The organism is Streptomyces sp. NPDC006283, from assembly GCF_040613325.1.
Taxonomy (GTDB): domain Bacteria; phylum Actinomycetota; class Actinomycetes; order Streptomycetales; family Streptomycetaceae; genus Streptomyces.
The window spans coordinates 10,456-35,657 of sequence record NZ_JBEXRZ010000018.1 but is presented as its reverse complement, the minus strand read 5'-3'; the positions used below and the strand labels follow the sequence as shown (position 1 = coordinate 35,657).

At 70.8% G+C, this 25,202-nt stretch carries 17 protein-coding genes and 1 pseudogene; 9 read left to right on the top strand and 9 right to left on the bottom strand.

The genetic code is table 11. The features are described from left to right. Window positions 1-168 precede the first annotated feature (168 nt). Window positions 169-892: pseudogene (locus ABZ070_RS06590) on the top strand (alpha/beta hydrolase-fold protein); the annotation flags it as partial. A gap of 213 nt (window positions 893-1,105) precedes the next feature. Here the strand turns inward: ABZ070_RS06590 and ABZ070_RS06585 are convergent. Beyond that, window positions 1,106-2,377 (bottom strand): LCP family protein, encoded by a 1,272-nt coding sequence (locus tag ABZ070_RS06585; RefSeq protein ID WP_356630627.1) that lies wholly within the window; start codon window positions 2,375-2,377, stop codon window positions 1,106-1,108. 108 nt (window positions 2,378-2,485) lie between these two features. On the opposite strand from ABZ070_RS06585, the gene ABZ070_RS06580 reads away from it, so the two are divergent. Then, entirely contained in the window at window positions 2,486-3,034 is a 549-nt protein-coding gene (locus ABZ070_RS06580) for an acyl-CoA thioesterase (RefSeq protein ID WP_356630625.1), read from the top strand. 30 nt (window positions 3,035-3,064) lie between these two features. Here the strand turns inward: ABZ070_RS06580 and ABZ070_RS06575 are convergent, their stop codons facing one another. After that, window positions 3,065-4,420 carry an LCP family protein gene (locus ABZ070_RS06575; RefSeq protein ID WP_356630623.1) on the bottom strand — a complete coding sequence of 452 codons (1,356 nt, stop codon included), beginning with the start codon at window positions 4,418-4,420 and terminating at the stop codon, window positions 3,065-3,067. 248 nt (window positions 4,421-4,668) lie between these two features. Here ABZ070_RS06575 and ABZ070_RS06570 point away from each other — a divergent pair, with 248 nt between their 5' ends. Next, window positions 4,669-5,697 (top strand): glycosyltransferase family 2 protein, encoded by a 1,029-nt coding sequence (locus ABZ070_RS06570; protein WP_356630621.1) that lies wholly within the window; start codon window positions 4,669-4,671, stop codon window positions 5,695-5,697. Window positions 5,698-5,759: 62 nt separating this feature from the next. On the opposite strand, the gene ABZ070_RS06565 is transcribed toward ABZ070_RS06570, so the two are convergent. From ABZ070_RS06565 to ABZ070_RS06550, 4 genes are all read right to left on the bottom strand, one after another. Further along, window positions 5,760-7,457 (bottom strand): LCP family protein, encoded by a 1,698-nt coding sequence (locus tag ABZ070_RS06565; RefSeq protein ID WP_356630619.1) that lies wholly within the window; start codon window positions 7,455-7,457, stop codon window positions 5,760-5,762. A gap of 51 nt (window positions 7,458-7,508) precedes the next feature. Next, the gene (locus ABZ070_RS06560; RefSeq protein WP_356630617.1) at window positions 7,509-9,284 is read right to left on the bottom strand and encodes an LCP family protein; all 1,776 of its coding nucleotides are present in this window, start codon (window positions 9,282-9,284) and stop codon (window positions 7,509-7,511) included. 222 nt (window positions 9,285-9,506) lie between these two features. Next, window positions 9,507-10,925 carry an LCP family protein gene (locus ABZ070_RS06555; protein ID WP_356630615.1) on the bottom strand — a complete coding sequence of 473 codons (1,419 nt, stop codon included), beginning with the start codon at window positions 10,923-10,925 and terminating at the stop codon, window positions 9,507-9,509. Between the two features lie 222 nt (window positions 10,926-11,147). Then, window positions 11,148-11,900 carry a TIGR03089 family protein gene (locus ABZ070_RS06550; protein WP_356630613.1) on the bottom strand — a complete coding sequence of 251 codons (753 nt, stop codon included), beginning with the start codon at window positions 11,898-11,900 and terminating at the stop codon, window positions 11,148-11,150. A 130-nt stretch (window positions 11,901-12,030) separates the two neighbouring features. Between ABZ070_RS06550 and ABZ070_RS06545 the strand changes: the two genes are divergently transcribed. The 3 genes from ABZ070_RS06545 (at window position 12,031) to ABZ070_RS06535 (ending at window position 15,774) form a co-directional block, all read left to right on the top strand. Beyond that, window positions 12,031-13,560: a peptidoglycan recognition protein gene (locus ABZ070_RS06545; RefSeq protein WP_356630611.1), complete on the top strand. Its 1,530-nt coding sequence runs from the start codon at window positions 12,031-12,033 to the stop codon at window positions 13,558-13,560. A gap of 114 nt (window positions 13,561-13,674) precedes the next feature. Then, the gene (locus ABZ070_RS06540; RefSeq protein WP_356630609.1) at window positions 13,675-14,766 is read left to right on the top strand and encodes an NDP-sugar synthase; all 1,092 of its coding nucleotides are present in this window, start codon (window positions 13,675-13,677) and stop codon (window positions 14,764-14,766) included. A gap of 9 nt (window positions 14,767-14,775) precedes the next feature. Beyond that, complete coding sequence (locus ABZ070_RS06535; RefSeq protein ID WP_356630607.1) at window positions 14,776-15,774, top strand: DNA-3-methyladenine glycosylase 2 family protein; 999 nt, start codon at window positions 14,776-14,778, stop codon at window positions 15,772-15,774. A gap of 39 nt (window positions 15,775-15,813) precedes the next feature. Here ABZ070_RS06535 and ABZ070_RS06530 read toward each other — a convergent pair whose 3' ends face one another. The 3 genes from ABZ070_RS06530 to ABZ070_RS06520 all read right to left on the bottom strand — a co-directional run bounded on the left by ABZ070_RS06530 (window position 15,814) and on the right by ABZ070_RS06520 (window position 18,667). Continuing rightward, a complete protein-coding gene (locus tag ABZ070_RS06530) occupies window positions 15,814-17,106 on the bottom strand; it encodes a coenzyme F420-0:L-glutamate ligase (RefSeq protein ID WP_356630675.1) in 1,293 nt (430 codons plus the stop codon). 2 nt (window positions 17,107-17,108) lie between these two features. Then, window positions 17,109-18,065 (bottom strand): 2-phospho-L-lactate transferase, encoded by a 957-nt coding sequence (gene cofD / locus ABZ070_RS06525; RefSeq protein WP_356630605.1) that lies wholly within the window; start codon window positions 18,063-18,065, stop codon window positions 17,109-17,111. 107 nt (window positions 18,066-18,172) lie between these two features. After that, the gene (locus ABZ070_RS06520) at window positions 18,173-18,667 is read right to left on the bottom strand and encodes a cysteine dioxygenase family protein (RefSeq protein WP_356630603.1); all 495 of its coding nucleotides are present in this window, start codon (window positions 18,665-18,667) and stop codon (window positions 18,173-18,175) included. A gap of 635 nt (window positions 18,668-19,302) precedes the next feature. Here ABZ070_RS06520 and ABZ070_RS06515 point away from each other — a divergent pair. The 3 genes from ABZ070_RS06515 (at window position 19,303) to ABZ070_RS06505 (ending at window position 25,128) form a co-directional block, all read left to right on the top strand. Continuing rightward, on the top strand, window positions 19,303-19,566 hold the full coding sequence (locus tag ABZ070_RS06515; protein ID WP_053557226.1) for a WhiB family transcriptional regulator: 264 nt from the start codon (window positions 19,303-19,305) through the stop codon (window positions 19,564-19,566). Between the two features lie 196 nt (window positions 19,567-19,762). After that, window positions 19,763-23,545 (top strand): glycosyltransferase, encoded by a 3,783-nt coding sequence (locus ABZ070_RS06510; RefSeq protein ID WP_356630600.1) that lies wholly within the window; start codon window positions 19,763-19,765, stop codon window positions 23,543-23,545. After that, on the top strand, window positions 23,542-25,128 hold the full coding sequence (locus ABZ070_RS06505) for a DUF5719 family protein (protein ID WP_356630598.1): 1,587 nt from the start codon (window positions 23,542-23,544) through the stop codon (window positions 25,126-25,128). The genes ABZ070_RS06510 and ABZ070_RS06505 overlap by 4 nt, the downstream gene beginning before the upstream one ends. The last annotated feature ends 74 nt before the right edge of the window (window positions 25,129-25,202 follow it).

Sequence of the window (25,202 nt, the reverse complement as noted above, 5' to 3'; positions counted from 1 at the left end):
GAGGAGCGGGTGTGGAGCAACGGGCTCCGCGGGTTCTCGCCCCGTCGCTACCCCCATCTGGACGACCTGATGCCGTACGGCTCGATCAGGGCGAAGTACGACAGCATGGGCGGCCCGAACGGCCCGCTCGGCCGGCCGACCAGGGGCGAGCGCGACTCCATGCTGGACCCGGTCCTGTACCTCCTCCACGGCGGCAAGGAGGATTTCATCTCCTGGGACCGCAAGCGCATCCGCGAAATGACGGCGGGCAAGCCCATCATCGTGGTGATGCCCGACGGCGGACAGGCGGGCTGGTACTCCAACGCGGTCAGCTCCAACGTGGGTGCCCGGAACTGGGAGCACTTCCACATCGAGCAGCTGGTCCGGTGGACGACGCGAATTTCCGGACCAACGCCGAGTACGACGGCCGCGCGGTCGCGGGCTTCTCGATGGGCGGCTTCGGCGCGCTGAAGTACGCGGCCAAGTACTGGGGCACTTCGCCTCGGTGAGCTCCCACTCCGGTCCGGCCAGCCTGCGCGGCGTCGCAGCCGGAATCGCCGGCGGGGTCGTCCACTGGGCCAATGCGTCCTCAGCAGCCGTCGAACTGGGCGGCGGCACGGTCTACGGCGTGCCGTGGGACCAGAACCGGGTCAGCATGGACAACCCCGTCGAGCGGGTCGAGAGCTACCGGAACAAGCGGGTGTTCATGGTCGCCGGCACCAGCCCCGAGCCGACGTTCTGGGACACGTTCAACGAGACCGGGGTACTCGACACCCAGCGGGAGTTCCGCGGCTTCCTCGACCGGGCCGGCATCCCGCACGAGTCCTACGAGGAGCCAGAGGGCCACTTCGTTCGCGAACACCTCTTCGTTCACGACCTCAACGGCATCATCGGCCGGCTCCGCAAGGCGTAGCCACGGGTGACGGCGCGCGGCGCCGGTCGGGCGGCTCCCGGCACGCCGCGCCTGCCGGGCCAACCCGAAGGGGAGACTCCACACTTCGAAGTGTGGGCATGCGCCGACTGTGCGGACGCGTACGGGAGCCCGCCGGGGTGGCGTCCCGAAAAACGGAAGGGCCCATCGGGCGCTTGATACGCCCGGCGGGCCCTGGCCGCGGGAGCGGCGACGTCACTTGTCGCTGACGGTGACCTTCTCGTCGTTCTGGATCTGCTTCACCAACTGCTGCACCTTCGCCTTGTCCCACACGAGGTTGCCGCCGTTGCTGCCCGAAGTCGGCATGTTCATGGAGGTGCCCTCCCCGTCCGTGACGCCCTTCATGGCAAAGAACATCTCGCCCAGGTCGAACAGGGACATGTCCTTGTCGACGATCAGGGTGTCCAGGCCCGCCCCCATCACGGGGTACAGCTTGAACGGGTTGAGGACCGTGCCCGGCGTCGCGGCCTGGCTGGCCATCGCCGACAGGAACTTCTGCTGGTTCTTGGTGCGCGCCAGGTCCGACTCGGCGAAGGCGTACCGGGTACGGACGAAGGCCAGGGCCTGCTCGCCGTCGAGGGTCTGCTTGCCGGCTTCGAAGTCGGCGCCGGACTTCTTGTCCTTGAAGCCCTTCTCGATGTTCATCTCGACACCGCCGAGCGCGTCGACGATGCCTGCGAAGCCCGCGAAGCCGATCTCGGCGTAATGGTCGATGCGCAGGCCGGTGTTGTGCTCGACCGTGCGGACCAGCAGCTCGGGACCGTCCTCCGCGTACGCGGCGTTGAGCTTGACCCGGCGGCCGGTGCCCTGGAACGTCTTGCCGGACTCGGAGCCGACGAAGGTCGGTATCTCGACGTCCGAGTCACGCGGCAGCGACACCATGGTGTTTCCGCTGGAGCAGGCGGCGAGGATCATCATCGAGTCGGTGCGCTTGCCCTCGGCGGAGCCGGTGTGGAGCTTCTTCTTCTCCTCGGCGGACATGCCCTCACGGCTGTCCGAGCCGACGATCAGATACGTGGTGCAGTCGCCTTCCCCGGGCCGCTCGATCACCTTCGAGAGGTCGACCTCGCGCCGCACCTTCGAGTCGGCCCAGAAGTAGGTGCCGATGGACGTGGCGAGGACGGCGACGAGCACGAGGATCGAGCCGACCTTGAATCTGCGGCGCCAGTCCGGCGCCGGGCCGGGCTGCCGGGGCGGTCGGCCCTGCGGGGGGATGCCGGCGCCTCCGCGGCCGGTTCCGCCGTAGACCTGGCCCGTGTTGTAGCCGCTGTCGTACCCGGGCTCCGCGTAGCCCTGGTCGTAACCCCGCTGCTGCGGGGGAATCCCGCCGTGCTGCGGTGCGGCCGGTCGCTGGACGTGGCGCATGACGCGCGCGCCCTCGGGCTGCCCACCGGCGCTGCCGCGCCCGTAGCCGCGGCCTCTGCCGTTGCCGCCGTCGTCCGTCCATCCATCGGGCCAGTCATTCATGCGGAACAGTGTGCAGGGCGCGTGCACCGGTCAGACAGGGCGGGTGAGGAATCGCACCAGGGCTGTAGCGAAGCTGATGCATTTCCGCCCCGGCATATGGTGGGCGTCATGACAGATCAGGCCCCGCGCCCGGAGGACGAAATTCCGGGCAAGCCCACTTCGGCATCCCGTACCACCCTCAGCCACATCATGACCGGAAGTGACACGAATCTTCTCGGCACCGTGCACGGCGGCGTGATCATGAAACTGGTGGACGACGCGGCGGGAGCCGTCGCGGGCCGGCACTCGGGCGGGCCCGCCGTCACCGCCTCGATGGACGAGATGGTGTTTCTCGAGCCGGTCAGGGTGGGGGATCTGGTCCATGTGAAGGCGCAGGTCAACTGGACGGGCCGGTCCTCGATGGAGGTCGGCGTGCGCGTCCTCGCCGAGCGCTGGAACGAGTCGACGCCGGCCCAGCAGGTCGGCAGCGCCTATCTCGTCTTCGCGGCCGTGGACGCGGACGGCAAGCCCCGGCCCGTACCGCCGGTCGTCCCGGAGACCGAGCGGGACCAGCGGCGCTACCAGGAGGCGCAGATCCGGCGTACGCACCGGCTGGCCAGGCGCCGGGCGATCCGTGAGCTGCGCGAGAAGCGCGCCGCGGAGGGCATGGACGACTGAGCCGCGACGCCCCTGGCGCCCTCGGCCCGGCTACGGGCAGACCACCTGGTCGCCGGTGACGGCGCCGAACTCGCCCCGGTGCGGCGCTTGCGTACGCACCGGTGTGACGGACTTGAAGTCGGTCCCCGCCGTCACCTTCAGCAGGGGCCCCTGGCCCTTCACCGGGCGCAGTTCCGCACCGGGCAGCGCCGCCTGGAGCGACTTCGCCGAGCGGTTCCAGCGAGGGTCGTACGTCACATACGTGCGCTCCACCTGGCCGCCCCCGCCGTTCGTGGGCGCCCGTGTGGTGTCGAAGCCGATGGCGTCCAGGGCCTTGTCGACCTTGCTGCCGAGCCCCTTGATGCCGGTGCCGTTGTAGACCTGCACCTGGATCTGGTCGGGGGAGACGTCGACCACATCGGCCTTCTGCCGCTTCGGCCGGTGCGGGGCCAGCGGCCGGTCGTCGCGCAGCAGCGCGAAGAGCTTCTCCGCTTTGGCCGTGTCCCACTTCACGGTGGAGCCTACGCCCGGGACCAGGAAGCCGACGTCGCCGACGGGCACGGACGTGAACTCGGACGACGCGGGCGAGAAGCCGTGCATGGCCCGGCCGAGAGCGAGCATTTCCTTGGTGCCGAATCCCTTGTCGGCGCGGACCGCGCCCAGCATGGTCGAGGAGATGCGACGGAACTTCACGGGATTGAGCAGGACCCCGCTGCTGGTCGCCCGATCGACGAGAGCGGCCAGGAAGCGTTGCTGGCGTTGCATACGGCCGAGGTCCGCGGCCCCGTCGATATGGCGTGAGCGCACATATTGCAGCGCCTGCCCGCCCGTGAGCTTGTGTGTGCCGACCGGCAGATCCAGGCCCGTATAGCTGTCCTTCATCGGCCGAACGGTGCAGACCTCCACCCCGCCCAGCGCGTCCACGGTCTTCATGAAGCTGGTGAAGTCGATCTCGAGGTAGTGGTCGATCTTCACCTTGGTCATGTGCTCGACCGTCCGGACGGTCAGGCCGGGACCGCCCTCCGCGTAGGCGGCGTTGAGCTTCACGGGGTGCGGCTTGTGGTGCTTGCCCGTGGTGGTGTCCGTGTGCTCGGGGATCTCCGCGTAACTGTCCCGGGGGAGGCTGACCACGCTGGCGCGCTCCCGGTTCCGGGAGATGTGCACGAGCATGATCGTGTCGGTGCAGTTGCAGGGCGCACCGCCGAGCCGGTACTTCTGCTTCTGCTCCGGTGTGATCTTGTCGCGACTGTCGGTGCCGACGATGAGGACGTTCATCCCGCGGCCGCCGTCCGGCCGGTTCTTCATGTCACTGAACGCGTCGACCCGAGCGATTTCGGTGTCGAGGCTGGAGACCACGGCGTGCCCGATGCCGCCCACGCCAAGGACCAGCACCGAGAGAGTTGTCACGAACCGGGCACCCCAGCGCGGACGCCCGTCCTCGCGCGGCCGTCCTGCCTGCCGCGCTGTCTGCCGCGCGGTGGGCCGTGCGCTGCCGCGCTGCGGGGCCTTGGGGGAGCGGGGGCGCGGGCGGGGCGGTGAGGGCAAGAGGACACCTCCGCGGACGACAGGGGATTCCCCGCACCGTAGGCCGCTACGATCTTCGACCACCGGCCGCCGCGCCTCACAGTCCCCCGTTCGCGGTAACGTGGCGGACGATGAACGCCACGCCCGCTGTCTCCGTGATCATGCCGGTCCTCAATGAGGAGCGGCATCTCCGCAATTCCGTCCGTCACATCCTCGAGCAGGACTACGACGGCGAGATGGAGGTGGTGATCGCGCTCGGACCGTCCACGGACCGCACCGACGAGATCGCCGCCGAGCTGGTACGCGAGACCGCTTCCCACGAACGAGCCCGTGTCCACACCGTGCCCAACCCGACCGGTCGCACCCCGGCCGCGCTGAACGCCGCCATCAAGGCGTCGAAGCACCCGATCGTGGTGCGCGTCGACGGCCACGGCATGCTGTCGCCCAACTACATCGCGACCGCGGTCCGCCTCCTGGAGGAGACCGGCGCGCAGAACGTCGGCGGCATCATGCACGCCGAGGGCGAGAACGCCTGGGAGGACGCGGTCGCGGCCGCGATGACCTCCAAAGTCGGGGTCGGCAACGCCGCGTTCCACACCGGCGGCAAGGCCGGCCCGGCGGAGACCGTGTACCTGGGCGTCTTCCGCCGGGAAGCGCTGGAGCAGCAGGGCGGCTACAACGAGGAGTTCATCCGCGCCCAGGACTGGGAGCTGAACTTCCGGATCCGGGAAGCCGGCGGCCTGATCTGGTTCTCGCCCGAGCTGAAGGTCCAGTACCGCCCGCGGCCCTCCGTGCGGGCGCTCGCCAAGCAGTACAAGGACTACGGGCGTTGGCGCCATGTCGTCGCCCGCTACCACCAGGGCTCCATCAACCTCCGCTACCTGGCTCCGCCGACGGCCGTGTGCGCCATCGCCGCCGGTGTCGTGGCGGGCGCCGCACTGACGCCGTGGGCCTTCGTCGTCCCCGCCGGCTATCTCGCGGCAATCACCGCCGGCTCTGTGCCGGCCGGCAAGGGCCTCCCGCTGAAGGCCCGGCTGCGGATCCCGGTGGCGCTGGCCACCATGCACATGTCGTGGGGGTACGGCTTCCTGACGAGCCCGCGTTCGCTGGCGAAGAGGGTCGTCGCGAGCAAGAGGCCGCCGGTCAGGGCCGCCGTCTGACACCGGCACGGACATGGAGAAGGGCCCGGTCGTTTCGACCGGCCCTTCTCCGTGCCGGGCTGCTACCAGGTGAAGCCCTCCTGCACCGGCATGCACGCCTCGTCGTTGTCGCCGCGGAGGACGTTCGCCGTGTCCGGGGTCTTGTTGTCGGTCTTGGCGTTCGACTTCGGGTACGTGTCGCCCTTCCGCCAGTCCGCGCCGACGATCAGCTGGATGCCGGTGGCGTCAGTGGACCTCTTCACCGAAGTCACGGGGATCCCCAGGGCCTTGGCGACCTCCTGTGCGTCGCCCTCCAGTTCGGCGTTGGAGTACAGCACGACCGTGGTCTTCTGCGGGTCGAGCGTGCGGTCGGCCTTCGCGAGGGCAAAGCCCTTGCCGGTCAGCAGGCCCGTCACGGCCGTCGCCCGGCCGCCCTCGGCGATCTGCCCGTCGCCGCCGGTGCCGTTGCGCACCATGACGGCGATCTCCGCGGGGACGTTCGCGGGATCCTTGGACTCGGCGGGCTTGGCCGGTGGCTTCTTCGGCCCCTTGCCGTCCAGCGGGATGTCCTCGCGCACCATCCGGAACAGCTTCTCGGCGTCACCCGGCATGGGCTCCACCTTGCCCTTGAAACGGGCCTCGGGCCGCTGACTGTAGACGTTCGGCATCGTCGTCATCGTGATGCGGGAGGTCGGGACGCTCTTGAGCTGTGTGCCCAGGTCGTACAGGTCCTTGACGGTGTTGATGCTCTTGTCGACGGTGAGTGCGTCGATGGCGGCCTCTGCGAGCTTGCGCAGCTTGTTCGGGTCGGTGAGCTTGGTGTTCTTGCGCAGCTCACGGACCATCGAGTTCATGTACATGTGCTGGCCGTGCGCACGGGCCAGGTCGGTGCCGTCGTCGAAGCCGTAGCGGGTGCGCAGCCACTGCAGCGCCTGCTCGCCCTTGATGGGGGTCGTGCCCTTCTCCAGCTTCAGACCGGAGCCTTTGCCGTCCCGGGTGCGGGAGTGGATGTTCTCCTCGACGCAGACAGGGACACCGCCTATCGCGTCGGCCATCGAGACCACACCCGCGAAGTCGATCATCATGAAGTGGTCGATGGTGATGCCCGTGAGGCCGTACCAGGTGGCCACCGTGCATCCCGGCCCGCCACGGCCCAGCGACTCGTTGGTGAGCGCGAGCTGAGTGGCGGGAAAGGTGTCCCCGGTGTCCGGGTCGGTGCACTTCGGGATGTCCACGAGCGTGTCCCGCGGCATGCTGATGACGGAGATGTTGCTGCGGTCCGCGGACAGGTGCACCAGCATCTGGACGTCGGCGAGCGGCGGCGCGCCGAACGTGTCCTTGGCGCCGCCGAGTTTCTGGTTCGCCTTCGAGTTCCGCGCGTCCGAGCCGATCAGAAGGATGTTCAGCGGTGTCTGACCGGCGGCGTTCGCCTTGTGGTCCGGCATCGCGTCGCCGAGCGTCAGGTCGTCCTTCTTGAGCTTGCTGTTCAGATGCTCGTAATAGAGGTAACCCGCTCCGGCGGTGCCGAGCACCAGCACCGACACCGTGATCGCGATGCCGCGGAGTATCCGGCGCTTGCCGCGCTTCGCGCGCCGCCGTGGACCGCCGCGGCGATGACCGCCGCCCGCGGCCTCCGGCGTGCTGCGCTCGTCGTCCGGAGCCGTACGGCTGCCGGGGACACGACCGGCCCCCTCGCCGTACAGCCCGTCGTCCCAGCCGAGATCGCCGGGCTCCGCAACGTGCTCCCGGGTCCCCTCCCCACGCACGCTGTTCTGTCCCACCCCTGGTTCCCCCCTGTTTTCAGGCGGGCCGCATGAGCCGTTTCTCCGGCGTCACTCGGCGCACACCTTCTTGTCTGCTTCGACTCGTGTCACGTCGTCCGGCAGTTTCGCCGGACCGGTGATGGGCACCCCTGCGCCCTTGAAATCGGGCCCGAGGGTCAGCGTCATGGCTTCCAGAGCCTCCGCGTCCTCGGTGCCGGGCTTGAGCGCCGCTGCGGGCAGGCCCATCAGGTCCGCGAGTTTGCGGGCCTGGTCGGCCTGGTTCGGCGCGTACTCCAGTGTTGTCCTCGAGACCTTCGCCGGGGCGTTGCCCTTGTTGGCGGACTTGATGACGCCCTCGGTGTTCTGCAGCCAGTCGAGGGTCTTCTGGGCGGCGCCGGTGGGGCCGCCGCCGTTGAAGACATCGACGCGCACGTCGGAGGCCTCGGCCCGGGCGCCCTTGAGGAGTGCGTTCTGCTTGTCCTTGGCGGCCTTCTTCTGGCCCTCGACCTCGGTGAGCGACACGTCCTCGCGGACCATGGCGAACAGCGACTCGGCCTTGGCGGTGTCGAGCACGACCGTGGCCTTGACCTTCTCCGTCGGGTTGTCGACCACCGGCACGGTGGCGAAGGTCAGGTTCTTCATGTCGAACTTGCCGAGCTCCAGACCGAGATCACGGAGCTTCATGACGTCGTCGATCTTGGAGTCGACGGTCAGCGCCTTGGTGCCCGCCTCGGCCAGACTGACCAGCTTCGTCGGGCTGGTGAGTGTGTCGTTCGACTTGAGCTTGCGCATCAGCGAACTGAGGAACTGCTGCTGGATCTTGATCCGGTCGAGGTCGCCGCCGAACCCGACCGCGTGCCGGGTGCGTACGAACGCGAGGGCCTGCTCGCCCTCGAGGGTGTGGTCGCCCGCCGGCAGGTCCAGCTTGGAGTCCTCGTCCTTTATGTCCTTCTTCAGGCAGATCGGTACGCCGCCGACCGCGGAGCTCAGGGTCTTGACGGCGTTGAAGTCGGCCACCATGAAGTGGTCCGGCTTGATTCCGGTGAGTTCCGTGACCGTGCGCATCGTGCAGCTCGGCGTGCGGCCCGCCTGGCCGAGGCTGACGTTGAACCGGGTGTTGGACGACCCCGCAATGGTTTTGGTGGTCCCGTCCTCCTGCGTGGTCGGGCAGTCCGGGATGTCGGTGATCAGGTCGCGCGGGATGCTCAACGCCGTCGCGTTGGTGCGGTCCTTGGACACGTGCAGCAGCACGGTGGTGTCGGCGTGGCCCGCGCTGTTCCTGTCGCCGTAGCCCTCGTTGCCGTCGCCGGTGCGCTTGTCCGTGCCGATCAGCAGGATGTTGATGGCCCGGTCCTTGCTGAAGCCGCCGGTGCCGGCGCCGTCGTCGGGGACCGAGGTGATGTTCGAGTTGAGGTGCTCGAGGTACAGGTAACCGGCGGCGGCGGTGCCGACGAGCACGAACGCCAGGGTGCCGCCCGTCCACAGCAGCGCCTTCTTCTTGCGCGTCTTGGCCTGCTTGCGCTTGCGCCGACCCGGCTGCTGCTGCGCGGCCCGGCCGCCGGAGGCGTCACCGGCGCGCCGGCTGCGCTGGCCGGGTACCTCGGGGGCCGGTGCTGTCGTACGGCGCCGGGAGCCGGACGCGACCGATGCGTTCTGAGCCACCACGTCGCGACGGCCGCCCGCGGCTCTGGCCCCGGACCCGCGAGGGCCCGAACCTCTGGAGGACGGAACCGACTGCGGTGCGGATTGGTCCAGTCGCAGTTCGTAGTTGCCGGTCTGCGGGTTGAGTACCCACTGGTCGGCGGGGTCGATCTCGTCCGCCCGCCCACGGCTTTGCGCATCCACGGTTGCTTGAGTCCTCCGTCGGTGCCACGCGAGGCGCCTCCCCCCGACAGGCGCTCGGTCCTTCGATCCAGCAGTGCGCGACACAGGGTCGGAAGCACCGGATCGCGTCACACTATCCGCCCAGTTCAGCGTCGAGCGACGCTCGTGACAAATTGCACGCCGCTTACAACCGGGCAATTCGCCCAATCCGTATTTACTCTCGGCTTCCGTTTGGCCATTGCTTTACTCACACACCCCTTCAGCGGCGTTGGTCCCGGGGAACGTCGGAGTCGCGCTCGGGCCGGTGCCGTCCGCCTCCGGCTTTCCGGTGGCCTCGCCCTCCGGCTCGTCCGTGGGGACGACGGTGACCGGGACGTCGTCGCGCAGGCTCTTGAAAAGCTGACTCGCTTCGGGCTGGACAAGCTCGTCCCGGTTCGGGTTCGCGGCGTACGGGCGACGCGGCACGGTAAGGAACTGCACCTTTTCCGTAGGGATGCTGCGAATTGACCGGGTCAGTTCGTAAAGGTCCCTGAGCGAGTCCAGACCGGCATCCGTGGTGATCGACTTCGTCGCCGCGTCGAGCACCGGATAGAGCCGCGTCGGATTGAGCAGCACGCCGTCGCTCTGCACCTTCTTGACCAGCGCGCCCATGAACTGTTGCTGGCGCTCCATGCGTTCGGTGTCGCTGCCGTTGCCCAGCGTCTTGCGGGCCCGTACGAACCCGAGGGCCTGCTCGCCGCGGAGCGTCTGCGGCCCCGCCGGCAGCTTGAGGCGTGCGTCCTTGTCGTCGATCGGCTCCGCGAGACACACCTCGACGCCGTCCACCGCGTCGACCATGTCCTTGAAGCCGCGGAAATCGATCACCATGTGGTGGTCGATGCGGACCCCGGTGAACTTCTCGACGGTACGGATCGTGCAGGCCGCCCCACCGAACTGGAACGCCCAGTTGAACTGCGCGCGCTGCTCCTTCGTGCGGCCGCCGCCCCGCTTGCCGCAGCTCGGGATCGTGACGATCAGGTCGCGCGGGATCGAGATCGCCGTCGCGCTCTTATGGTCGGCCGAGATGTGCAGCAGGATCGTCGTGTCGGAGCGCTCGCTGCCGCCGGCCTCGTCACGGCCGTACTTGCTGTTGCCCTTACCGGCGCGGGTGTCGGAGCCGAGAAGCAGGATGTTCTGGGCGTCGACGGCGACGGTGGCCGGGCGTTCCTTCTCGTACGTCTCGAGCTCGGCCGCGGCCGTGATGTCCGTGGTGATGTTGGAGTCGAGCTTGCGGTAGAACCACCAGCCGGCACCGGCGGCGGCAAGCACGACGAGCGAGGTCCCGAGCGCGGCCCAACGCAGCCAGTACCGCGGCCGCCCGCCGTCATCGCCTGGCGCGGGCCCGTCCCCGTGCCCGGCGTCGTCGCCGTGCCCTGCCCCGTTCCCGTCCGCGGGCCCGCCTCCGTCCCCGGCGTTGTCCTCCGAGCCGGAGCCGGACGCGCCGTCCGGGGCACCCCCCGGTGCCGCGGCGTTCGCGTCGGTGCCGGTGCCGGCCTCGTCGGGGCCAGACGGGTCGGTGGACGCGGCGGAGTCGTTCTCGGCAGCGGACCCCGCGGACCCCGCGCTCTCGTCCGCGTCAGTGGAGCCCGCGGGCTCCGACGGGCGGCCGGCCTTGTCCGTCACGTGTGCGTCCATCCTTCGTGGCGTCGGCGGCGCGCTGGGTCGCCGATCGCTGGTCTAGACGGCTGAGCCCGGCGCTTGGTTGTGCGTTGAAGCACGCTTGTCGCCGATCATCCACCGGGGCCGACCACCGGACGGGGAGGGCTCGGCCCGAGTGTGCGCCACACGAGTGGACGTTCAGGGCTTGTCACACCGGCTGGTCACACCGCCTCGTCATCCGGCTGGTCACAGTGCCGTGCCGGTGACCCGCTCGCTCTCGACACGCTTCTCCAGGCCCTCTTGGGACAACTCGCCCAGATTCCGGCAGAGCACCACCGAACCACCCGACACCAGCGGCGCGAACAGCCCCGCGGAGAGGCCCTCCCAGGAGTCGTACGGCTTTCCGCTCAACAGCCGCGACCCGGGCCCCAGGCCGAGCCGCGACGCGTCCGCCCGTGCACGGTCGACAAGTTCGGCGCCTGTCAGCTCGACGTCGCCGACCACCAGCGCGGCCTCGTCCGGATCCACCGGAGCGTAAGGGGCGAACCGGTCCCCCTGGCCGGGCACCTCCACCGCGTAGTCGGCGTAGCCGGCCGGCGGCGTGGGGAAGCGGCGACCGAGCGGCGCGAGGGACAGGGCGATGCGATCGCCGGTGCAGGCGAGCCCGGCGTCGAACTGCCCGGGGCCGGCCACCACATAGTCCGCGCCGGCCGCGTCGCCACCGACGTGCGCAATCACTCCAACGGAGGAGCAGGCAAGCAGCCACACCGCGCTCTGCCAATGCGCGGGCAACAGCAGCGCGAGCCGGTCGCCCGGCCCGGCGGACAGGTCGCCCTGGAGGAGATTGGCCGTTTTGGCCACCCAATTGGCGAAAGTGGCGACGGACAGCTCGACCCGCTCACCGGTGGCGTCGTCGTAGAAGGTGACCAAGGGGCGTGCGGGGTCCGCGGCGAGCGCGGATCGCAGCAGGTCGGCAGGGGTGTGGTCGCTGGCGTTCACCCGCGCAAGGGTACGCCGCGCCCCGGGGCGGCCGCCGCCGTTGTGGTGAAGGGATCCCCCGGTCGGACCGACGGGGCGTCAGTCTCGTGCCGAACGGCACCGTTCGCGGGCGCGCCCCACGCTTTTTGCCATGCGTGGATACCTGGCTTCATCCGTCGGAGTGGTGTGCGCGACCGCGCTCGCCATCCCGCTTTCGCTCGCTTCCGGCGCCGTCGCCGCGCCCCTGCAGGCCGCCGCGGTCCCACAAGTACCGGACGTGCCCGGCTCGACCCAGTCCCTGCCACTGAAGTCCATAGGCCAAACCCCCTCCGACCGTTCGCTCGGCACGGTGGAGCAGGGCCTGCCCCGCCAGACCGTCGACCCGTTCTCCCTGGTCGGCGTCGTCTGGGAGGACGCCCATACGGAACTCGACGGCACGGTCGAGGTGCGCACTCGGGACGCCGGCACCGGCACATGGTCCGGCTGGCAGCAGGTCGAGACGCACAACTCGGAGCACGCGCCCGACCACGGAACCCCGGAGAGCGAGGCCTCGTCGGTACGCGGCTCCACGGCTCCGCTCTGGGTCGGCGAGTCGGACGGCGTGGAGGTGCGTGTACGGACCGCGGACGGCGTCTCGGGCCGGCTGCCGGAAGGCCTGCGCCTCGAACTCGTCGATCCGGGCGACGATCCGGCGACCTCCGACGACAGCGCCCCGGACACCTCCCCGCGAACAGATCCGGACACCGACGCGGGAACCGACCCCGTCGCCGCCGGCCCCGAAACCGACACCGACACCGGCAGTGGAACCGGCACGGCCCCGGAAACCGGCACCGGCCCCGACACCGGCAGTGGAACCGGCACCGGCACCGACACCGACACCGGCATGGGCACCGACACCGACACCGGCACTGGAACGGGCACCGGCACCGGAACGGGCACCGACACCGACACCACCATCGGCCGCGCCCCGCTCGGCGGCCTCGAGATCCCCGCCCTCAACCAGGCCGACACGGAGGCCGAGGCGACAGCGGCGGGCGACCTCCTCGTGGGCGATCTCGCCGCCGGCGCCAAGCCGTACATCGGGCCGCGACCGCGCATCGTCACCCGCAAGGGGTGGGGCGCGAACGAGTCGTGGCGGGAGAAGCAGTTCGTCTACACGGGCTCGGTCAAGGCCGCCTTCGTGCACCACAGCGCAACCGGCAACAACTACAGCTGCGCGGAGGCCCCCTCAGTTATCCGCAGTATCTACCGCTACCACGTCGAGAGCAGCGGCTGGCGCGACATCGGCTACAACTTCGCCGTCGACAAGTGCGGAAACATCTACGAAGGGCGCGCCGGAGGCGTGGCCAAACCGGTGCTCGGCGCACACACCCTGGGTTTCAACACGAACAGCACGGGCATCGCCGTGCTCGGCACGTACAGTTCGTCCAATCCGCCGCAGGCCGCGGTGACCGCCGTGGCCAAGCTGACCGCGTGGAAGCTCGGGCTGAGCGGGGTCGATCCGAAGGGCAAAGTGACGCTCACATCGGCGGGGAGCGGCAAATACGCCAAGGGCAGGAAGGTCAAGCTCAACGCCATCTCCGGACACCGCGACGGTTACCTCACGGACTGTCCCGGAGACCGTCTCTACAGCAAGCTCGGCACGGCCCGAACGGCCTCGGCCAAGTACCAGGGCCGATGACCGCTTCCTGAACGGGTACGGGGCGTTTGCCGGGAAACGCAACTCATACACTGGCCGGTCGAACCAGCGACCGCGCCCCGCCCCGTCGAAATCCAGCAGGAAGCAGAGAACGCATTGAACCAGGCACCTGAAGCGATTCTCCTGGTCGGAGGCAAGGGCACCCGGCTGCGTCCCCTCACCGTCCGCACACCGAAGCCGATGGTTCCGGCAGCAGGCGTGCCCTTCCTCACCCACCAACTGGCGCGTGCGCGGGCGGCGGGCGTCGAGCACATCGTGCTCGCCACCTCCTACCTGGCCGAGGTCTTCGAGCCGTACTTCGGCGACGGCTCGGCGCTCGGCCTCCACCTCGAGTACGTCACGGAGGACGAGCCGCTCGGCACGGGCGGGGCGATCCGCAATGTGGCCTCACGGCTGCGCTCCGGCCCCGACGACCCGGTGCTGATCTTCAACGGCGACATCCTCACCGGACTGGACATCGAGGCCCTCGTCGCGACCCACCGCTCGTCGGGCGCGGACGTCTCCCTCCACCTCACCCGGGTCGACGACCCCCGTGCCTTCGGCCTGGTGCCGACGGACGAGACCGGCCGCGTCACGGCGTTCCTGGAGAAGCCCCAGACGCCGGAGGAGATCGTCACCGACCAGATCAACGCGGGCGCCTATGTGTTCCGGCGGTCGGTCATCGACGCCATCCCGGCCGGCCGGCCCGTCTCCGTCGAACGGGAGACGTTCCCCGAACTGCTGAGCTCCGGAGCGCACCTCCAGGGCATGGTCGACTCCACGTACTGGCTGGACCTCGGCACACCGCAGGCCTTCGTGCGCGGCTCCGCCGACCTGGTGCTCGGCCGGGCACCGTCCCCCGCGGTCCCGGGCCGGCGCGGTGACCGGCTGGTGCTTTCGGACGCGTCCGTCGCGCCCGGCGCGAAGCTGACCGGCGGCACCGTGGTCTGCGAGGGCGCACGCATCGGCGAGGACGCCCGCATCGAGGGCAGCACGGTCCTGGCCGGCGCGGTCGTGGAGCCGGGCGCCGTGATCTCCGACTCGCTCGTCGGCGCGGGGGCCCGGGTCGGGGCACGCACGGTGCTGTCCGGCGTGGTCGTCGGCGACGGCGCGGACGTGGGCGAGGACAACGAACTCCAGGACGGCGCGCGGGTGTGGTGCGACGCCGTGATTCCCGCGGGCGCGATCCGCTTCTCGTCCGACCAGTAGCCTGACCGCATGGCAGGTCGCTTCGAACCGGGTACGAACCGCGCCACCGTGCGCGGTGGCGCGACGCACGTGTCCGCCGCCGTACCGCGACAGGTCTCCAACGCCGCCCGCACACGGCGTTGGACCCCGCCGTGGCCGCTCGACCTCGGCCTGGTCCTCGGGCCGCTGCGCCGCGGCCCGGCCGACCCGACCTTCCGTACGACGCCGGACGGCTCCGTGTGGCGGACCAGCCTGACCCCCGAAGGCCCCGGCACCCTGCGCGTCGCCCTCCGCGGCGGCACCGCGGAGGCCGAGGCCTGGGGGCCGGGTGCACAGTGGCTGCTCGACCGGCTGCCCGACCTGCTCGGGGCCTTGGACGAACCCGAGGCGTTCACCCCGCACCACCGGCTGGTCGCCGCGTCGCAGCACCGGCGGCCCGGCCTGCGGCTGCTGCGCACGGGGCTCGTCATGGAATCCCTGATCCCCTCGATCCTCGAGCAGAAGATCACCGCGGACGAGGCGTACCGGGCATGGCGGCTGCTGGTCCGCGCGTACGGCGAACCGGCACCGGGCCCCGACAACGGCCTGTACGTCATGCCGGGTCCGCGCACCTGGGCGCTCATTCCTTCCTGGGAATGGCACCGCGCCGGCGTCGACAACAAGCGTGCGTCGACGATCCTGCGCGCGGTGAAGGTGGCGCGCAGGATGGAGGAAGCGGCGACGATGGCCCCCGAACAGGCCATGGCCCGGCTGGAGCTGATCCCCGGGATCGGACCATGGACCTCCGCGGAGGTCATCCAGCGCAGCAACGGCGCGGCGGACGCGGTCACGGTCGGCGACCTGCACCTGCCGCGCATCGTGGGCTACGCGCTGGCGGGCGACCGCAACACGGACGACGCGGCGATGCTGTCGCTCCTGGCGCCCTACGCCGGCCAGCGCCACCGCGCGGCCCGCCTCATCCTGCTCTCGGGCCGCACTCCGCCCCGCCGCGAACCAAAGATGCGCAAGGTCGACATCGCCGCCTGGTGAAGGCGCCCCGCCTCCGGCGTGTGTGGTCGGCGCCTCGCCCTATCGCACCTCGATGAACGACTCACCCTCACGCGGCGGGCGCGCCTTCGGCGCAGCGGCCGCGTGACCGATCGCCACCGCACCCATCGGGTCCCACGAGGCCGGCAGCGACAGCACGTCCCGCACCACCTCCCGGCAGAACATCGTCGACGACACCCACGCCGATCCCAGCCGCTCGCCCGCCAGCGCCACGAGGAAGTTCTGCACGCCCGCCCCCGCCGCGACCACGAACATCTCGCGTTCCGCAGCGTCGCGCCGCTCGTCGCCGTACGTGTGGGAGCCGTCCATCACCAGGCAAGGAACCGCCAGATACGGTGCGTTGCGCAGGACGTCCCCACGCCGGACCCGCTTCGCGATGGACTCCTCGGACTTGCCGTCGCGCCGAAGGTCGGCGATCCACGCCTCACGCATCGCGTCCAGCAGCCGGACGCGGGACGTCGGCGACTCGAGGAGCACGAAGCGCCACGGTGTCGTGTGGTGGGGGGCGGGCGCCGTCACCGCCGCGGCGACCGCACGCCGCACCGCGCCGCCGTCCACCGGTTCGTCCGTGAACTCCCGTACGGTCCGGCGCTGCGTCACCGCCTCCCGTACCGCTTCCGACGTCCCGAGCCGGAACATGTCGTCGGCGGCGCCCCGCACCATCGACCGTGCGCCTTCGGCGTCCTCGGCGACAACGTGGGCCAGGCCGCGAACCACCGCGACCGGCAGGCCGTTGGCCTTGCCCTTCACCAGGTCGCCGGCGGCGGCGAGTTCGTCGGCGGTGGCCACGACCGTCGAGCCGAGAGGGTTGCCGTACGCGTCGGTGCCGCCGCGCAGGTCGTCCAGGACCCGTACGCCCGCCGCGCCGATCGCGACATCGGTCAGCCCGGTCCGCCAGGGCCGTCCGAAGGTGTCGGTGACGATCACACCGACGTCGACGCCGAGCTCGTCCCGCAGCCCTTCACGGATCGCACGCGCCGACGCGTCCGGATCCGCGGGCAGCAACAGCACCGTCCCGACGGGGGTGTTGGACGCGTCGACCCCGGCCGCCGCCATGACGAGGCCCTGCCGGTTCTCGACGATGCGCAGCGGGCCGCGCCGCGCCACGACCCGTACCGTCTCCGCGTCGATGGCCGCCTCGCGGTCCGTCGCCTCGACGATCCGGCCCTCGGCCTTGCTGACGATCTTCGAGGTGACGAGCAGTACGTCCCCGTCGGCCAGCCCGGGCGACGTCGCGGCGATCAGCTTGGCGATGTTGTCGCCGGGCAGGACCTCACCGAGCCCGGGCAGCGCCCAGACCCGGTACGACGGCAGGCTCACGCCCGTACCTCCTGGGCCAGGGCCAGCGCCTCACGTGCCATCTCCGCCGCGGCGTCCACGTCTGTCATCAGCAGCGGCACGGCCCGGCAGCGGATGCCCGCCGCCTCGACGGCTGCCACCGCGTCCTCGTCGACGGTGTCGACGAGCCAGCCGTCGAGCAGCCCGGAGCCGTAGTGCTGGGCGACAGCGGTGGCCGTCGCCTCGACGCCCACCGCCGCGAGCACCTTGTCGGCCATGCCGCGCACGGGCGCGTCCCCGACGATGGGGGAGAGGCCGACCACCGGCACGCCCGCCTCCGCGATGGCCTCGCGTATACCGGGCACGGCGAGGATGGTGCCGACGCTGACGACCGGGTTCGACGGAGGGAAGAGGATGACGTCGGCGGAGGCGATCGCCTCCAGCACTCCGGGCGCCGGTTTGGCCTGGTCGGCGCCGACCGGCACCACCGCCTCGGCCGCCGCGGAGGCCCGCAGACGCACCCAGTACTCCTGGAAGTGGATGACCTTGCGCTCGCCGTCGATCGTCACGGCGACGTGGGTCTCGACCCGGTCGTCGGACATCGGCAGGAGCCGCACACCCGGGTTCCACCGGTCGCAGAGGGCCTCGGTGACGGCGCTGAGCGGATAGCCGGCGCTCAGCATCTGCGTACGGACGATGTGCGTCGCGAAGTCGCGGTCGCCGAGGCCGAACCACTCGGGGCCCACTCCGTAGGCCGAGAGTTCGCTCTTGACCTGGAAGGTCTCGTCCTGACGCCCCCAGCCCTGCTCCTCGTTGATGCCACCGCCGAGGGTGTACATCACCGTGTCGAGGTCGGGGCAGACCTTCAGCCCGAACAGATGGATGTCGTCACCGGTGTTGCCGATCACCGTGACGTCCGCTTCGGGCGCTGCCTGCTTGAGACCGCGAAGGAAACGGGCGCCGCCGATACCGCCGGCCAGAACCACAATGCGCATACGGACATCCTTGCAGGTCCGTCCGACGGCTCACGGCCGCTCCCGCGGATCAGGCCGGATCCGAGAGAAGGGCACTAAGTTGGCTCGATCCGTGCTCCAGCGGCCGCTTACGCGGGAACGGCGTCCGCCGTGCAGCGCGCGGCCGGGTGCATCGGCATCTCGGTGAGGCCCGGGTAGTAGACGTGCAGGCTGACGGCCGGTTCGAGGGTGTCGTTGACGACCTCGTGCACATAGCCCGGTGCGAAGACCCGCTGGGAGCCTTCCGCGAGAGACCGCTCGTCGCTCTGGGTGCGCTCGGTCAGTTCGCCCTCGAGGACGGTGAGCACACCGGAGGAGGGGCCGTGGTCGTGCAGCCCGCTGCCCTGGCCGGGAACCCAGCTGAGCAGCCAGACCTCATAGCCGGGACCGGTGCGGAGCCGGTGGTACCAGCGGGAGGTGGCGTCGTATTCGACGAGGTGCGCCCACTGCGCGCGGTCGGCGGCGATGGAGCGGGCGAGCCCCGCGAACTCGGCCACGGTGGCCGGGTGCTCAGGGGCGGGCTGGAGAAGGTGCTGGACGGCGAGGATGTCGCCGGCGATCTGGAGGTCGCTGTCGCTGTTCATGGTGCGGGGATTCCTCGGCAGAAGTGCTGGGGTGTCGCAGAGCAGGAAGAAAACGCAGAAGCGTCGGCTGGAGCACGTGGGCATCAACAGCTGGAACAGCAACAGCAACAGCGAGCCTGGACAGCGCTGCGGAACCCGCGGCGGCGGGTCGCAAGGGGCGCTGTGGTCGCTGGCATGGGATCCAAGGTGACGTGTCGGCTCGTCCACTGTCAACCCAATGACCGATTTGGCGGCAATGTTTCACCTTTTCCGGTTACGGCGAGCGGAGAAAGGTTTGTGCAGTCGATGACGCGGAGACATGCGGCAGCAACTCTGCTCGCAAACGCCATTGGGGCCTGAAGTGATCGGACTGTGATCCGGATCGCTTCACCGGCTCGACCGAAACAAGATCGATGTTTGAGGCGTCTTCCCTTCCAAGGGGGGCAGGGTGCGGAGCAGGCCGCTGGCATGTGTCACCTTTTTGGTGATTTGAACACTTTCCGCATAGCCTTGGTTCCGCAGAGTGAATACCGGGCCCAATAGCAGATCTCGGCTTGACTGGCTCGGAGCCACACACTTGTAATTTCACTCGTGTCGTTCGGCCGAAATCGATCGCGGCAACATCACGGGGACGCAAAGACAGACGAGGGGCGCACATGACCGAGCTGTTCGAACAACTGCTGGTCGAGGACGCGGACGAGGAACTCGGCTGGCAGGAGCGCGCGTTGTGCGCCCAGACCGATCCCGAGTCCTTCTTCCCCGAGAAGGGCGGTTCCACCCGCGAGGCCAAGAAGGTCTGCCTCGCCTGTGAGGTCCGCTCCGAATGTCTCGAATACGCCCTCAACAACGACGAGAGATTCGGAATCTGGGGCGGCCTCTCCGAGCGGGAGCGTCGGCGCCTCAAGAAGGCAGCGGTCTGAGCGGCCTGAATCACCGTCCGATCGCCGTCCGGCCAAACGGTACAAGCACGGCAACTGCATACGTAACGAACGGTCCGCCGTCTGTGGGTTGTCCACAGGCGGCGGACCGCATACATGCCAGCCGTTAGTGTGGGGCCCCGTCCGTGACGCACCACAGCCCCTACAGGGCGACCCCGGCCGGAGGGCCCGTACCTCAATGTCCGCCACCACAGCCGAGTTTGTTCCGGCAGCAGCGCCCGAGTTCCCGCGGCACGTCGTCACCGCCGTGCTCGTCTCCCACGACGGTGCTCGGTGGCTCCCCGACGCCCTCGCCGGACTCGTCGGCCAGGAACGCCCCGTGCAGAACGTCGTCGCGGCCGACACCGGCAGCGCCGACGACTCGGCGCGGCTGCTCACCGACGCCCTCGGCGCCGACCGCGTACTGCACCTCGCGCGCCGTACCGGCTTCGGAGCCGCCGTCGACGAGGCCGCCCGCACCGCCGGCGTCCTCGGCCCCGACGACCTCCCCTACCTGAAGCGGCCCAGCGGCTGGGACCCGGTCAGCAGGACCTGGCGCGACGACGCCTACGACATGCCGGAGCTGCCGCACGGCGAGCCCGTCCAGTGGCTGTGGCTCCTCCACGACGACTGCGCACCCGAGCCCGACGCCCTCGCGGAGCTGCTGCGCGTCGCCGACTCCGACGCGTACGCCGCGATCGTCGGCCCCAAACTCCGCGGCTGGTACGACCGCAAGCAACTCCTCGAGACCGGCGTCTCCATCGCCAACAGCGGACGGCGATGGACCGGACTTGACCGACGGGAACAGGACCAGGGCCAGCACGACCAAATCCGTTCCGTCCTGTCCGTCTCCTCCGCGGGCATGCTCGTCCGGCGTGACGTCTTCGAGGAACTCGGCGGCTTCGACAGGCGACTGCCGCTCATGCGCGACGACGTCGACCTGTGCTGGCGCGCCCACTCCGCCGGGCACCGGGTCCTCGTCGCACCCGACGCCGTCCTCAGGCACGCGGAGGCCGCCGCCCGCGAGCGCCGCACCGTCGACTGCGCCGGCCGGTCCGTCGCCAGCCCGCACCGCGTCGACAAGGCCGGCGCCGTCTACACCCTGCTCACCAACACCCGCGGCGTCGCCCTGCCGTACGTACTGCTGCGCATCGTCTTCGGCACCCTGCTGCGCACCCTCGCCTACCTGGTCGGCAAAGTGCCCGGGCAGGCCGTCGACGAGGTCATGGGCCTGTTCGGCGTCCTGCTGCGCCCCGAGCGCATCCTGGCGGGACGGCGGCGCAGACGGTCCGGACGGTCGGTCGAGGCGAGCGAGCTGCGCCCCCTGTTCCCGCCACCAGGTGCGACCGTCCGCGCCACCGTGGAGCAGGTCGTCTCCAACTTCGGTGGCTCGGACGCCGACTCCGGCGGCTCCCGGCACGGTGCCGTCGAGACCGGCCCGGGCGGCGACGACGCGGACTTTCTCGAGATCGAGCAGTTCGCCAGGCTGAAGAAGATCGCCCGCAAGCCGGCCCCCCTGCTCTTTGTCCTGCTGCTCGTCGTCTCCCTCGTCGCCTGCCGTGGACTGTTCGCCGGCGGTGCGCTGGCCGGCGGCGCGCTGCTGCCGGCGCCCGCGGACATCTCCGACCTCTGGGGCCGCTACGCCGACAGCTGGCACCCGACCGGTACCGGCGGCACCCAGTCGGCGCCGCCCTACCTCGCGGTCCTGGCAGTGCTCTCCGCGCTGTTCCTCGGATCGACCGGCCTGGCCCTGACGGTGCTGCTCGTCTGCTCGGTCCCGCTCGCCGGCCTCACCGCGTACTTCGCCTCCCGCCCCATCGTCGAGTCCCGGCTGCTGCGGGCCTGGGCCAGCGTCGCGTACGCCTTCCTGCCCGCCGCCACCGGCGCGCTGGCAAGCGGGCGGCTCGGCACCGCGGTGCTCGCGATCGTGCTGCCGCTCATCGCCCGCGCGGCCGTCGCCGCCCACGGTCTGCGCCAGCGGGGAGGCGGCCGCGGCAGCTGGCGAGCCACCTGGGCGTACGCGCTGCTGCTCACCTTCGCGATGGCCTTCACGCCCGTCGTGTGGACGATCGCGGTGGTCCTCGGCATCGCCGTTCTGGTCCTGCGGCGGGACGACATCACCGCCTACGGGCTGCGCTTCCTCGCGGCCGTCGGCACGCCGGTGCTCGTCCTCGCCCCCTGGTCGCTGTCCCTGCTGACCAGCCCCTCCGCGTTCTTCCGCGAGGCCGGGCGCGAGTACGGCGGCGGCACGGCCGGCGCGACGGACCTGCTCGGCATCAGCCCCGGCGGCCCCGGAACGGTCGGCGGCCTCCTGATGATCGGCATCGTGCTGGCCGCGCTCGGCGCCCTGCTGCGCGAGGAGCGCCAGTTCGCGATCCGCGGCGCCTGGACCGTCGCACTGGTCGCGCTCGTCTTCGCGGTGCTCGTCAACGGCTCCGGTGACACCGGCGCCGGCTGGGCCGGACCGGCCACACTCGTCTACGGCATCGCGCTGCTCGCCGCCGCCGTGCTCGGCGCGGAGGGCGGACGCACCCGCGTCGCCGCCCAGAGCTTCGGCTGGCGCCAGCCCGTCGCCGCCCTCGTCGCGCTGGCCGCGGCTCTCGCCCCGGTCGTCGCCGCGGCCAACTGGATGCTGAGCGGCGCGGGCGGACCGCTCGAGCGGCGCGACCCGGTCCAGGTGCCGGCGTTCGTCGCGGAGGAGAGCGACACCCGGGACCAGCCGCGCACCCTCGTCCTCGGGGGCAGCTCGCCGGCCAGGGTCTCCTACACGCTTGTCCGCGGCTCCGGCGGCCGTCTCGGCGACGCCGAGCTGACCGAGGCCGGAGGCGGCGACGCCCGCCTCGACACGATCGTCGCCAACCTGGTCGCCGGCTCCGGCGCGGATCAGACCAGCCAGCTCAGCGGCTTCGCCATCCGCTACGTGCTCGTGCGCGACGGAGCGCCCCGCCAGACCAGCCGCGTCCTCGACGCCACCCCCGGCCTGACGCGGCTCAGCCAGCTCGACGGCAGCGCGCTGTGGCGTGTGGACCGTCAGGTCGCCAGGGCCACAATCGTCACCGGCAAGGGCGACCCGCTGCCCGTGGCCTCCGACGCCGTGGAGGCGCACGCCGACATCCCCGACGGCGAAAGCGGCCGGATCCTGCGTATCGCGGACCGCGCCGCGGAGGGCTGGCAGGCCACGCTCGACGGGACCCCGCTGAAGAAGACCACCGTGGACGGCTGGGCGCAGGGCTTCGAGCTGCCCGCCGAGGGCGGCCGCCTGGCTCTCACGTACGACGACCCGGCGACGCACACGGCCTGGATCTGGATCCAGGCGTTCCTCGCACTCGTGCTGCTCGTCCTCGCATTGCCGGGCCGGCGGCGGGAAGTCGACGACGATCTGCCGGACGACCCCGCCGCCGTACCGGACCAGCCGGTGTCCGGGGAGGGCCGCAGGGCACGCAGGCTGCGGGCGCAGGCAGAGGCGGATTCCGCGCAGGCGGACGCGGATGCGGAGGCCACCGGGCAGAGCGGTGCGCAGGCACAGGAGCAGCGGCCGGCCGAGCAGCCGGCACCGTATGCCGCGGTGCCGCAGCAGCAGTACGGCGAGTGGGACACGCAGTCGTACGCCGACGCCGGCCACGACGCCTCGTACGGCCAGGGCCAGTACCAGGGCGGCGGTCAGTACGACGAGGGCCGGTCCTACGGCGGCGAGCAGCAGTACGGAGACGGCCGGCAGTACGCCGACGCGCAGCCGTACAGCGACACGCAGCAGTACGGCGGAGACCAGCAGTACAGCGACCCCCAGTACCAGCAGTCCTACCCGTCGGACCCGTACGGGACCGCTGCGTACGGCAACGGCCAGTACCAGCCGGACGGCCAGTACCAGCAGCATCCGCAGGACGGCCAGTACGACCCCTACGGCTACGGCGACCCGAACGGCGGCCAGTACCCAGAACCCCCGGCGCAGGCCCCGGGCAGGACGCGAGGCGAGTCAGAGTGAAGCGCACGACCATCTCCCTGATCGCGGTCGCCACGGCCCTCGCCGCGGTGACCGGCTTCGCCTCGCTGACCGGGCCGGACGGCGGCGAGCCGGTGGCGGGCGAGGCGCCGGCACGGCTGCCCGTCGAACGTTCCAGCCTGCTCTGCCCCGCGCCGAGCAGCTCGGATCTCGCGGAGACGCAGTACACGTCGTTCACCCCGGCTGCGAAGCCCGGCGCGCAGCCGGGAGCCAAGGACGGCGCGAAGGAAGGCGCCGAGGCCGACTCCGCCGAATTGAAGCCGTCCTCCGCAACCTTGGCTGACCCGGACGCCGCCAAGGACGACAAGGGCAAGGACAAGAACAAGGCGGACGAGGAGAAGGACGAGGCGAAGGAGTCCGCCTCCGACAAGCCCCTGCTCGCGCTCAAGGAGCCCGGCAAGCCCGTCTCCGCGGAGGAGAGCGGCGGCCAGGCTCCCGCGCTCGTCGGGACGGCCACCGGCCGGCTCGCCCCCGGGTGGACCGCGCAGCAGACCACCACGGTCGCCGCGGGCGGTGGCCGCGGTCTCCTCGGCGTCAGCTGCACCGCGCCGGACACCGACTTCTGGTTCCCCGCCGCCTCGCTCGACGACAAGCGTCAGGACTACGTCCATCTCACCAACCCGGACGAGGCCGCCGCCGTCGTCGACATCGAGCTGTTCGGCAAGGACGGTGCGCTCAAGAGCGACCTGACCGAGGGCATCACGGTCCCCGGAGGATCGAGCGTCCCCGTCCTGCTCTCGACCCTGACCTCCGATCCGGCGGAGGACGTGACCGTCCATGTCACCACCCGAACCGGCCGGACGGGCGCTGTCGTGCGGTCCGCGGACGAGGACAGCGGCAGCGACTGGCTCAGCGCCTCCGCCGACCCGTCCGGTACGGCCGTGCTGCCCGGCGTCCCGGCGGACGCGACCTCCGTGCAGCTGGTGGCCTTCGCCCCCGGCGACGACGACGCCGAGCTGAAGCTCCAGCTCGCTGGGGCGACCGGCACCATCACCCCGGCCGGGCACGAGACGCTGCACGTGAAGTCAGGGATGACGGCGAGCGTCGACCTCGAGAACATCACGCGGGGCGAGGCCGGCTCGCTGATCCTGAGCCCTGCCGAGAGCGGCCGGGCGACTCCGGTGGTCGCCGCGCTGCGCGTGGTGCGGGGCAAGGGCGACAAGAAGGAGATCGCCTTCATCCCGGCGACCGCGCCGGTGGGCGAGCGCGCCTCGGTGGCCGACAACCGCGCCAAGGGTGCGCTGCTGTCGCTGACGGCACCGGACAAGGCCGCGGAGGTGAAGGTCACGGCATCGGCAGGCACGGAGGGCGGCAGCCCGACCACCAAGACGTACAAGGTGAAGGCCGGCACCACACTGGCCATCACCGCGCCCGTGCCGGCCGGGCTGAAGGGCTCGTACGCGCTCACGGTCGAGACGGTCGCCGGGGGCCCGGTGCACGCGTCGCGGTCGCTGGAGATCGCCGAGGACGGCATCCCGATGTTCACCGTGCAGACGATGCCGGACGACCGCGGCACGGTGGCGGTGCCGGAGGCGGAGCAGGACCTGTCGGTGCTCGACGACTGACGCGATCGGGTGTACTTCACGCCGGGCTTGTCCTCGTGCCGGGCCTGCCCCGCGCGGTCGGGTCCGGTGCGGGT